This window comes from Bradyrhizobium sp. P5_C11_2, assembly GCF_054049755.1.
Genome location: NZ_JBFULT010000283.1, coordinates 1 through 11,018 on the forward strand (window position 1 = coordinate 1; position 11,018 = coordinate 11,018).

Here is an 11,018-nt window from a genome sequence, read left to right on the forward strand (position 1 = left end):
CCCAAGAACAAGCTCGTTCTCGGACTCTTCTTGCCGATGCAGGAGGGCGCTTGGAGCCCCTCTCGCGCTCCTCGGACGACCTCTTGGACCTTCGATTATCTATCGAAATGCACGCTGAAAGCGGAGGAATTAGGGTTCGATCTAGCCTTCGGCCTTGCGCAATGGATGAGCAAGGGCGGATATGGTGGCGAGATGCGCTTCCGCGAGCACGAACTCGATCCGATCATCGTCAACACCGCGCTGGCGGCGATGACGAAGAAGATCGTGCTCATCAACACGGTCCACATCCTCTACGCTTGGCACCCGCTGCACCTCGCGAAGTTCGGCGCCGCTCTCGACCACATTAGTGGCGGTCGATGGGGCGTGAATGTCGTGACCGGCTACAAGCCAAGCGAGTACCGCATGTTCGGCCTCGACATGATCGAGCACGACCTGCGCTACGACATGGCCGACGAGTTCACGACGCTCCTGGAACGCCTCTGGGCCGAGGATGAGAACCTGACCTTCAATGGGCGCTGGTGGAAGACGGAGAAGGCCTTCCTTGCGCCACGGCCGGGGGCCCGCCGCCCCTTCTTGGTCAACGCGGCTTCGTCCGGCGCCGGGCTGGCCTACGCGGCGAAGCACTCGGACTTCATCTTCATCACCAGCCCCGGCGGCGCCGAGCCGGCCAAGGCTTATGAGACCCTGCCGCCGGTTAACGCCCGCATCAAGGACCTTGCCGCCTCCTACGGACGGCAGGTCAAGACGATCATCAATCCCCACGTGATCTGCCGCCCGACTGAGAAAGAGGCGCAGGATGCTTACCGTCGCATCCTGGAGCATGAGGACCCCGTGGCAGCAGACAACTTCGTGCAGACCTTCGTGGGCGGGGATACCAAGTCCTGGCGCGGACACAGCCGCGCCCAATGGGTGATCGGCGGGAACGTCCACCTCGTCGGCACACCCGAGCAGATCGTCGAGGGCTTTATAAAGCTGCACGCGGCTGGCTGCGACGGCGTCCAAGTGAACTTTTTCGACTACCTGCCGGATCTCGAATACTTCGGGAATAATGTTCTTCCTCTGATGAAGCAAGCGGGTTTGCGGGCATGAGCAGCACGAGCAACGGACCACTTTCCGGTCTACGTGTCCTTGAGTTTGGCCAGATTGCAGCTGGCCCTTACGTCGGCATGCTCCTGGCCGACCTCGGTGCCGACGTGGTGAAGGTTGAGCGGCCAGACGGCGGCGACGGTATGCGTGACTGGCCGCCACTGATGGCGCCGGAGGGGCGTGAGCACGCCGGCCGCTTCAGCGGCAACTTCGCGTCACTGAATCGCAATAAACGCAGCATCACTGTCGATCTCAAGGCCCCGGCTGAAGTCGCCCATCTTCAGGAGCTCTGCCGCGCGGCCGACGTCATCATCGAGAATTTCCGGCCGGGCGTCCTGAAGCGTTTGGGCCTCGGCTATGAAGCCGTAGCCAAGCTGAACCCCCGGATCGTCTACTGCTCGATCTCCGGTTACGGCCAGGTTGGCCCCTATGCGAAAAAGGGAGCCTTCGACGTTACCGTCCAAGCCATCAGCGGCTTGATGAGCGTCACGGGGGAGCCCGGTGGCTCGCCCGTGAAGTGCGGCGTTCCTGTCGGAGACTTCTGCGCCGGCCTCTATGCTGCCTATTGCATCTCGGCGGTACTGCGGCAGGTAACGGAGACGGGCAAGGGCGCCTTTATTGACTGCTCAATGCTTGGGAGCCTCTTGGGGATCTCTGCACTCCAGACAAGCGAGTACTTCGGCACCGGTGCCGTTCCACGCCGCCTCGGCTCGGCACACCCGCGAAACGCCCCTTACCGGGGCTTCGACGCAGAGGATGCCCCATTCGTCGTTGCAGCGGGTAACCAAGAGCTCTGGCGAAAATTCTGCAGCGTCGTGGGGAGGGAGGAGTTCACCGCGGATCCGCGGTTCGAGACCCAAGAACTGCGCGCCCGCCATCAGGCCGAGCTATTCGATCTCCTGCAGCCGATCTTCAGCACCATGCCCCGCGCGCACTGGCTCGCGAAACTCGATGCCCAGGGTATCCCCTGCGCTCCAGTCAACAGCTTCGATTCGATCCTGGCTGATCCGCATGTCCAGGCCATGGGATTGCTCCATAACCTCACGCTGCCCAACGGCGTCAGCACGACGACCGTTGGCTTTCCCATCGCAATCAGCGATTTCGAATTCAAAATTGATCGGCCGCCACCGACCTTAGGGGAACACACGAAGGAGGTCGCGCGCGACTGGATCAAGGAAAATGACTGATGAACGGTCCGGTCATCGTCAGCGATCTCGGAGCCTGCGGCTTACGCCTGACGCTCAATCGGCCCAATCAAGCAAACGCGGTCGATGACACACTTTGTAACGTGTTGCTGTTGGCCCTCCAAGAGGCGGCGGAAACAGGCGCCCGTATCGTAGTGCTTGATGCGAACGGGAAGAACTTCTGCGGCGGCTTCGATTTCACAGGCGTGGACGACCTGTCAGAGGGGGACCTGCTTCTGCGCTTCGTCCGGATCGAGCAGACACTCCAACTGCTCTGGCGCGCTCCCTTCGTGACGATAGCGTGTGCGCATGGGGCTGTTTTTGGCGCAGGCGCGGACTTGGTGGCCGCGTCTACTTATCGGATTGGTGCACCCGGCTGCCGCTTCCGCTTCCCCGGCTACCGCTTCGGCATCGCTCTCGGTACCCGCAGGCTCGGGTGCCTTCTTGGGGAGCAGAAGGCGCGCGAATTTCTTCTTGCGAACTCTACACTCGTTGGTGTCGAAGCACGCGAGGTGGGCCTGCTGACCCACCTCGAAGAACGTGAGGCTTGGGACAGCATCATCACGGCAGTGAGGACAAGCATCGAGGACCTCAGCTCTACGGCGATGAGCGATCTGCTCGCCAACGTTCGGCAGGATCAAGTCGCAGATGACAGAGATTTAGCCAGTCTCGCGCGTTCGGCTGCACGGCCGGGTATCCATAGACGAATTGCTGCCTATCGCGCTGCCGCTGCTGAAAATCGCAAAAATTGAAACGAACATCGACCACTGTCGGCACTTGTTCATCTAATCTGGCCTTCCGGCGTCCCACGGCCACAGCCATTCAGCCGCCTCTTACTCGGCTCGCTCCAAACGCCAGGTCAGGTTAACTCGTCGCCGGCAATCTCATCGTCGTCAGATTTGCCGCTCTTAGACCTCGAAAGGGAGCAAGATGGAACCGTCGTCCTCGGCCATCTCGGCCAGTCGCTTTCGCGAGRTCCTCGGACAGTACCCCACCGGCGTCGCGGTAATTACCGCCTGCGGCGCGGACGGTGCCCCCGTCGGGATGGTTGTCGGAAGCTTCGGCTCGACTTCGCTCGACCCGCCGCTGATTTCCTTCATGCCCGACAAGAAATCGTCCAGTTGGCAGAAGCTGCAGCAGCTCGACAATTTCTGCGTGAACGTCCTGGGCGCGCACCAGCTGGACGTCTGTCGCGATCTTGCATCGAAGCGGCCCGACAAGTTCTCGGATATCGACTGGAGTCGGTCCGAGTTTGGCAATCCTGTGATCGCCGGCGCCATTGCGCAGATTGAATGTGTGAAGGTAACCGAATACGAGGCTGGCGACCATCTGATCGTGCTGGGCCGGGTCTTGGATCTGGACCTCGGCGCGGCCGCTACGCCGCTTCTGTTCTACCGTGGTGGCTACGGCACGTTCACCGCCCAATCGATGATCAGCGGCGAGGCCGAGATCCTCGACAAGTTGAGGTTGCTCGATCGCATTCGGCCCTCGCTCGAGAGGTTAGCGAGCGAGTTCGACACGGAGGTGACTGCGGTCGCTCGCGTGAAGTCCGAGATTATTCTAGTCGGCTCATTCGGACGGTCGCGTACAGTAGATTTCCCCACGCGTGTCGGCCAGCGGCTGCCGTTTATGCCGCCGGTTGGTGGCGCTTTCGCGGCTTGGGGAACGCCGGAGGAACAGTCAGAGTGGCTCTCCCATTGCGGAGGCGAATTCTGTCTGGACCATCAATCGTGCATGCAAATGATTAAGAATATCCGCTCGCGTGGCTGCGCTATCGGCTTCGGCCACGAGGTGAGCCTCAAATGGGAGCGCGCGGCCTTCCTGACCAGCATCGGCGATGCCGCGATAACCGAGAAGGACCTCCTTAGATTGCTTGCGGACGCCGCAACCAGCTACAACCCCGGGCCGCTAAAAACTGGCAAACGTTACGAATTTCACTTTGCTCAGGCTCCGGTCTTCGATGTACCCGGAAACGTTGTCTTGGCAATTACAATTTGGGGCCCTGAAGGAAAAGTGCCCTGCGACAAAATTGAGGTCATTACTAGACGGTTAATCCAAACCGCGGCGGACGCCACTCAGAGCATCGGGGGTAAGACGCCGTCCTGACGCGCGGTTCTACTTGAGAGCATTGCCGTTTCTGATCGCACTTGAGCAACAATGAAGGTAGCGATAAGCCACATTTATTCTGTGACCAAAACCTACGGCTCGTCACCTTCTTGCAGAGATGGCTTGATCCGGCGGGCGATCGCGACCGCACAACAGACAATCGACCGTCCTGAGTGGCTTCAGGTCACTGAAGCTGGAGGGCATTCCGCGAGCGACGGCTCGTTTGGTCACTTCCAATTGCAAGTAAAACTCGGATTCTGTTTGGATCGTCGCTCGGGAAAAAAGAAGTAGCCCAAGTTCTCACTCGGTGAAGGGACATTTTGTGAAGCAGCAGGCCGAGCCCGACCATTGTTTTTCCTCCGGGCCAATCAGTGTCGTGGGAGTTCGGTTTATTCGCCCTGCTCTCTCCGGTGCCTCAGCGACGCTCGTTGGGGTCGGTCTTGCCCGCTTTGCTTACCTCACCTTATTCCCAGCGATGGTCACCGCCGGGTGGCTGAATGGGGGTGGTGCAGGTCTGCTGGGCGCTCTCAATCTGGTGGGCTATCTCATCGGAGTGTCCGGCGGCCGGCTCATAGCGAAGCGCATCGGAGTCCCGCGTTCGCTTGATTGCGGTATGTTGCTGACGGCGCTTTCCTTCTTTGCCTGTAGCTGGAATGGTGGCGTGGTCTGGTTGGCGATCTGGCGTAGCGCCGCCGGAGTTTCAGGCGGTGTCCTCATGTCCCTTGCTGGTCCAGCGGTGCAGGCCGTCGTGGAACCCGCCCGACGCGGAACCGCAGGTGGTATCGTTATATCAGGTGTCGGAACCGGGATCATTGTCACGGCGCTCGCGATGCCGCCGCTCCTAACCTGGGGACTATCGGCCACTTGGATTGTCCTCGCAGGCTGCATGGTTGTTCTTTGGGCCTTCGCTCGACCGGCCTGGCCGCAGACTCAGATTCTCGAGCCATCAAAGGGGGCAAACTTCGGCAGCGCGACCGCTCTGATAGTGGCTTACGGAATCGCGGGCGCCGGCATGGTTCCACATATGGTTTATCTCGCAGATCTTGTGGTCCGGGGACAGGGCCACACATTCAGCTTCGCTAGCTACGCATTGATGCTCTTTGGCCTCGGCGCCCTTTCGGGAACTCTCACGGCCGGGCGCGCAATCGATCTTTGGGGGGGCGCAAGAACCATCCAGTGGTGGTTCGCTCTCCAGGCGTTTGGGGTCGCGCTCGTACTAGCGCCCCCGGCCTTCTGCCTGCTTCTTGGAGCATTTCTAGGGGGATTTGGAGGGATCGGTGCAACAGCAGTGGCACTCGGCCGGACACGTGAGATCGCAGGTGAGACTGCAGGAGTCATATGGCAATACACGACAGCCAGCTTTGCTGTCTTTCAGGCGGTGAGTTCCCTCGCCCTCGCATTTGCTTTCGGCCATACTGGCTCTCATAACCAACTTTTTGCCGTTGGCTTAGCTTGCTCCTTGGCTGCTGTTGGGATGGTCACATGGCTTAAGTGAGCTGCCAAGTTAACTCTGCCTATCCGCCGTGCTTCAGAACCCACTTCCGACGCGGTCCTGACGCCGACCTCTTCGTTTTAGAACGCCAAGCACAACAGGCGGCTTTGCAGTCCTATGAAAAACAAATGGTTACAAACGAAAAATATCTTGCCCGCATTTCAAGCCTCGAGTTAAAATAATCGGCCGCGTAAGGAGAATAAGACTCGATGAAAGTTCACGATGGGCAGAACATGCCGCATCAGCGGGCGGTGCAGCGCTATCTAATGCGGAACTTACCGACGATCTCATGCGAGACGTGTTGACGTTCAAGTTAAACAAAAGATGCGCCGTCTGAGTGTCGGGCTCAGTTTGGATTTCGCGTCCGGCCTAGTCGGATGGCTTGAGAGGAGCGCTACGGATGGACAATCGGGATCACGGGACGTGAATTGGCCTACTCGTCATCGCAGCTGCTATTGCGGCGCAAGTGGTGCGAACCTGACGCCTGCGTCCGCCCGGCGGCAAGCATAACCAATGGTTTGACGTGTTAGCGCGATGAATTATCTATTAGATCCCGGCGATTAGATCGATGAAGGCCCAGCTTACGTTCCATTGCTGCGTCTACTATGTCAAATCTAAGGACGTCGATCATCAACTCTAGATCTAATTCGATCACGATGCACGACGAACATCAGTAATGCTAAAAATTCGATGGGAGAAACGTCTTGAAAAATTGGAAATGCACGCTCATTGCAGTGGCAACCTGCACCCTTCTGGTTACCAACGCTTCTGCGCAGATCTCGGACGACGTTGTCAAGATTGGCGTGCTCGCAGACATGAGCGGCCTTTAYTCCGACCTTAGCGGCATCGGCTCCGTTACTGCCGCCCAGATGGCAGTTGAGGATTTCGGCGGGACCGTGCTCGGCAAGCGCATCGAGGTCATTTCCGCCGACCACCAGAACAAGACGGATATCGGTGCTAGTATCGCCCGCCGGTGGATCGATCGCGAGCAGGTAGACACGATCGTCGACGTGCCGGTCTCGTCGATCGCCTTTGCCGTGCAAGAGATCACTCGGGATAAGAACCGCGCCTTCCTTATCTCGTCCTCAGGCTCGTCCGACCTGACCGGAAAGGCCTGCTCTCCTGTCAGCGTCCATTGGACATACGATAGCTACGCGCTCGCCCACGCGACCGGCGGCGCGCTGCTTAAGCGTGGGGCTGACACCTGGTTCTTTATTACCGCGGATTATGCCTTCGGCCATGCACTCGAGCGCGACGCCATGGCGGTAGTTAACACCGCCGGGGGAAAAGTCCTTGGCGCCGTCCGGCACCCACAGGATACCCAGGACTTCTCCTCCTTCCTGCTCCAGGCGCAAGCCTCGGGTGCAAAGGTGATAGCCCTCGCCAATGCCGGCGGCGACACGGTCAACTCTATCAAGCAGGCGAACGAATTCGGCATCACACAGAACCAGCAGATCGTCGGGCTTCTGACCTACATCTCGGATGTCCACAGTATGGGTTTGCAGAACGCGAAGGGTCTACTCTTGGCTTCCGCATTCTACTGGGACATGAGCGACGAGACACGGGCGTGGACGAAAAGGTTCTTGAAACGGGTCAACAAGGTACCCACCATGCCCAACGCTGGCGTCTACGGCGCCGTGACACATTACTTAAAGGCCATTGAGGCCGCTGGGACTGACGACGCTACGAAGGTTGTCCAAAAAATGAAGGAATTGCCGATTAATGATTTCTTCACGAAGAACGGTTCAATTCGCGAGGACGGGCGCGTAATGCGCAACATTTACCTTTTTCAGGTTAAATCACCAGCTGAGTCGAAGTACCCGTTCGACTACTACAAATTGATCGCTACGATTCCGGCAGAGCAGGCTTTTAGACCGTTGTCGGAGGGGGGTTGTCCGCTGGTGGGGAAGGCCAACGCTCATTGATCGGAAGGTTGGACCGTGCCCATCATCAGAGTTCGTCCGAAGGCTGGTTGATCCGAGTTGAGTGGTCGGGACGGCAGTGCTTCCAGGAGAGTGCTGAAGCCTGATCTGGAAGCGCCATGTGGACCCCGACCACTCGGCGGCAGCATAGCCGCGCCGGCCTTGGCTATAAAACCGACCTGCCGGGTGCTGGGTGGGCGGTGATCGGCCCGCTGATGCCGGAATCTGCGTTGTGTGGTCGTCCTCCGATCTAGACGTCGCCGGAGATCTTGAACGCAATTGATCCGCCCCTTGAGCCGATGAAGACCTTGTTCTTCTCGCGTGACTTGGCTTACCGCCAGTACCACAGAGGATGTCGGCACGTCGGCGATCGCATCAATGCCCTCGCGGTCGTACCATTGGCGAGCGACGGGGGCGCCGACATCCGGCATGTTCTGGTGGTCGGCCGAGACGACCTCGACCTACACGTCCGGGTTTGTTTTGGCGAGGTCGTCGACCGCCTTCTGTACGGCGACAACGGAGCCTTTTCCACCGGTATCCGCGTAGACGCCGGACATGTCGTTGAGGACGCCGATCTTGACGTGAATCGGTTGGGCTGAGGCCGGCCCGGTCATGGCGGCGAAACTGATTGCGACTGAGATGATGCAGCGCCGGATCAATGCCATGGCAGGCCGCTCTCCGAGGCAGATTATCGTTGAGGCCAGGAGGGCCCACCCGATATCCCAGCGTTGAGCTTGTTTCACAGCGAGATCCAGCGCAGGTGGAATAGGGCGCGAAGCGTTACGGCGATGATGAATGAGGAGATTTGGCCGAAAGCCGCGTAACTGCCTCTGATCCTTAAACTGCAGAAGCGGACCTTCGTTGCAGCTCAGGCGGTCGTCTCAAAGTGACGACTAGGCCCCTGTTGCGGCCCCATCCGTCGTGAACCCAACCTTCAAGGTGACTTGGTATTGCTGCACCTTGCCGTTCTCGATCTGGCCGCGGGTCTCCAGCACCTCGAACCAGCGTAGGTTGCGCACCGTCTGGCCGGCGCGTGCGATGGCACCCTGGATCGCTTCCTCGATCGACACCGTGGATGAGCCAACCAGCTCGATGACTTTGTAGACGTGGTCCGACACGGCAATTTCCCTCCCTAGGACAAGCCGCCAGGATCCACCCGATCCCGGTGCGGATCAAGCGCCTGGCGGACCGTCATCGTCCCGCAGGCTGATCGGCCAAGTGTGCGGCCTCTTGTAGAACGCGGATCACGTCGCTGAGGCGGGAACGGTGTCTTGAAACCGCCTGCGGACTTGCAGCTAAGTACGAGGCCGGGTCAGCGAGCGGATGTTCCGGCGGTGCTTCTTCCTCGGCCTGCTCGCGCTCGGCGCTCATCTGGGGTCGCGGGTGCTTATATGCGCGGCAAGGACCGCAGGTGAGACTCGGGCTCCGTAACATCCAAGTCGGCGAATGACTGCTTTGGAGATGCTGCTTGGCGCAGCTGCATGCTGGCAATGGGCGCACTCCTGCCTGGCCGGTTTAGAAGCCCCTCGACGTTTGAGCCGAGGGGCCGTTATCCTCCCTCGGCTTCTCGGTTCTCCCGCACTTTGCGTGGAACGGTCGCGGTGACGGGGATGCCACGGGCTGGTTCACCAGGGGGATGATCCTGTCCTCATCCCTGCCGGGCTGCGCCATCGAGCGCGTCATCCGGAGCGACGGTCGTCTTGTCGTCTTCGCCCATGCGCGGCGTGTGCATGGGCGTTGCCCGACCTGTGGCACGACCAGCTCTGCCGTTCACAGCCGCCATGAACGCCGCTCGGCCGATCTGCCGAGCATCGGTCAGACGCGCCGCCTCGCACAGGCTCAGACCCGTATCGGGCTTGCGGCCGGGGGCGAGGCCGGTGCGCGCCTGACCAGCCATCTGGGGATGCAGACCAGCCCCGATACGATCCTGCGTCTCGTGCACCGCCTACCGCTGCCGAGCGTGGATCGGCCGCGAGCCGTGGGCATCGACGATTGGGCTATCCGCAAAGGACGGACCTACGGCACGCTGCTCGTCGATCTCGACCGTCGATGCCCGATCGACCTGCTGCCCGACCGAACCGGGGCGACCGTCACCGACTGGCTGCGGCGCCATCCCGGCATCCAGATCGTCACCCGCGATCGCTCGACCGAGTACGCCCGAGCGGCGACGGCAGGCGCTCCCGCTGCTCTCCAGGTCGCCGACCGATGGCATCTTCTTCTCAACATGCGCCAGGCGATCGAACGCTGGCTCGGCCGAGTCCATGGCCGGCTGCGGCAGCTGCCCGCTCTACCCAGCGGGGATGGCCGCCAGCCTGGGGAACGCCTGCGTGCATACCGCCGCAGCGCCGCCGAGATCACAATGAGCCGTGATCGTCGTGCCCGGCGGCTTGCGGCCTACGAGGACGTGCGTCGGCGTCATCTGGCAGGTGAGACCCTCCTGGCGATCGGTCGCGCTACAAGGTTGGCGCGCGCGACCGTGCGCAAGTACGCCCAGGCTGAGAGCTTCCCCGAGCGCGCGATCCAGCAGCGGTCCGCTCCGTCTCGCCTCGACCCCTACCTGGCTCATCTGGAGCAGCGCAGGGCCGAAGGCTGCGAGAACGCCATGGCGCTCTGGCGCGAGGTCCGCGATCAGGGCTTTGCCGGAACGCATCGGCAGGTGCACCGCTACGTCGCCGAGCGGCGCACGGTGCCGGCGTCGCGCACCGCCCACAAGTGGCTGTCGCGAACCGGAGCGACGAGCGCGGAGGCTCCCAGAGCAGAACCGATCGCCTCTCCCAAGCACTTGGCCTGGACCCTGGTTCAGCCGATCAAGACGTTGCCGCCCCGTGCCGCGGCCGACCTCGCTCGCATCCGGCAGGACGCCGAGGCAGCACGCGTCGCCGATCTGGCGCGGCGGTTCACGATGTTGGTGCGCGCCTGCGGCCTGGATGGCGACCGACCGGTGGATGCGGCCGGCGAACTCGACAGATGGCTCCGCGAGACGCGCCCCTGCGGCGTGGCGGCATTGGAGACCTTCGCGGCTGGCTTGGCGCAGGACGGGCCGGCGGTTCGGGCGGCGCTGACGACGCCCTGGAGCAACGCGCAGGCTGAAGGGCAGATCAGTCGGCTGAAGATGCTCAAGCGTACCATGTACGGCCGCGCCAGCTTCGCACTCCGCCGCCGCCGCGTGCTCCTCGCTGCCTGATCCACGCAAAGTGCGGAAGAACCGCGAAGCCGAGGGAGGATCAG

Annotated in this window: 9 protein-coding genes and 2 pseudogenes; 9 read left to right on the forward strand and 2 right to left on the reverse strand. The window is 61.1% G+C overall.

What is annotated here, in order from left to right; all coding sequences use genetic code 11:
• The 8 genes and pseudogenes from ACXJL8_RS23980 to ACXJL8_RS24015 all read left to right on the forward strand — a co-directional run.
• The coding region (locus ACXJL8_RS23980; RefSeq protein WP_456685693.1) for an LLM class flavin-dependent oxidoreductase at positions 1-1,089 on the forward strand (1,089 nt) is incomplete at its 5' end.
• Positions 1,086-2,273: a CaiB/BaiF CoA transferase family protein gene (locus ACXJL8_RS23985; protein WP_456685694.1), complete on the forward strand. Its 1,188-nt coding sequence runs from the start codon at positions 1,086-1,088 to the stop codon at positions 2,271-2,273. The genes ACXJL8_RS23980 and ACXJL8_RS23985, both read left to right, overlap by 4 nt.
• Complete coding sequence (locus ACXJL8_RS23990; protein WP_456685695.1) at positions 2,273-3,022, forward strand: enoyl-CoA hydratase/isomerase family protein; 750 nt, start codon at positions 2,273-2,275, stop codon at positions 3,020-3,022. Before ACXJL8_RS23985 ends, ACXJL8_RS23990 begins: the two co-directional genes overlap by 1 nt.
• A 178-nt stretch (positions 3,023-3,200) precedes the next feature.
• Entirely contained in the window at positions 3,201-4,376 is a 1,176-nt protein-coding gene (locus ACXJL8_RS23995) for a flavin reductase (RefSeq protein WP_456685696.1), read from the forward strand.
• Positions 4,377-4,427: 51 nt separating this feature from the next.
• Complete coding sequence (locus ACXJL8_RS24000; protein ID WP_456685697.1) at positions 4,428-4,667, forward strand: dodecin domain-containing protein; 240 nt, start codon at positions 4,428-4,430, stop codon at positions 4,665-4,667.
• Between the two features lie 31 nt (positions 4,668-4,698).
• A complete protein-coding gene (locus ACXJL8_RS24005; protein ID WP_456685698.1) occupies positions 4,699-5,871 on the forward strand; it encodes a YbfB/YjiJ family MFS transporter in 1,173 nt (390 codons plus the stop codon).
• 701 nt (positions 5,872-6,572) lie between these two features.
• On the forward strand, positions 6,573-7,793 hold the full coding sequence (locus tag ACXJL8_RS24010) for an ABC transporter substrate-binding protein (RefSeq protein ID WP_456685699.1): 1,221 nt from the start codon (positions 6,573-6,575) through the stop codon (positions 7,791-7,793).
• 116 nt (positions 7,794-7,909) lie between these two features.
• A pseudogene (locus tag ACXJL8_RS24015) lies at positions 7,910-8,041 on the forward strand (IS5/IS1182 family transposase); the annotation flags it as partial.
• Between the two features lie 29 nt (positions 8,042-8,070).
• Here ACXJL8_RS24015 and ACXJL8_RS24020 read toward each other — a convergent pair.
• A pseudogene (locus ACXJL8_RS24020) lies at positions 8,071-8,455 on the reverse strand (ABC transporter substrate-binding protein); the annotation flags it as partial.
• A gap of 228 nt (positions 8,456-8,683) precedes the next feature.
• Positions 8,684-8,908, reverse strand: coding sequence for a dodecin (locus ACXJL8_RS24025; RefSeq protein WP_456685700.1), 225 nt, complete (start codon positions 8,906-8,908; stop codon positions 8,684-8,686).
• Between the two features lie 518 nt (positions 8,909-9,426).
• Here ACXJL8_RS24025 and ACXJL8_RS24030 point away from each other — a divergent pair.
• Entirely contained in the window at positions 9,427-10,974 is a 1,548-nt protein-coding gene (locus tag ACXJL8_RS24030) for an ISL3 family transposase (protein ID WP_456685701.1), read from the forward strand.
• The last annotated feature ends 44 nt before the right edge of the window (positions 10,975-11,018 follow it).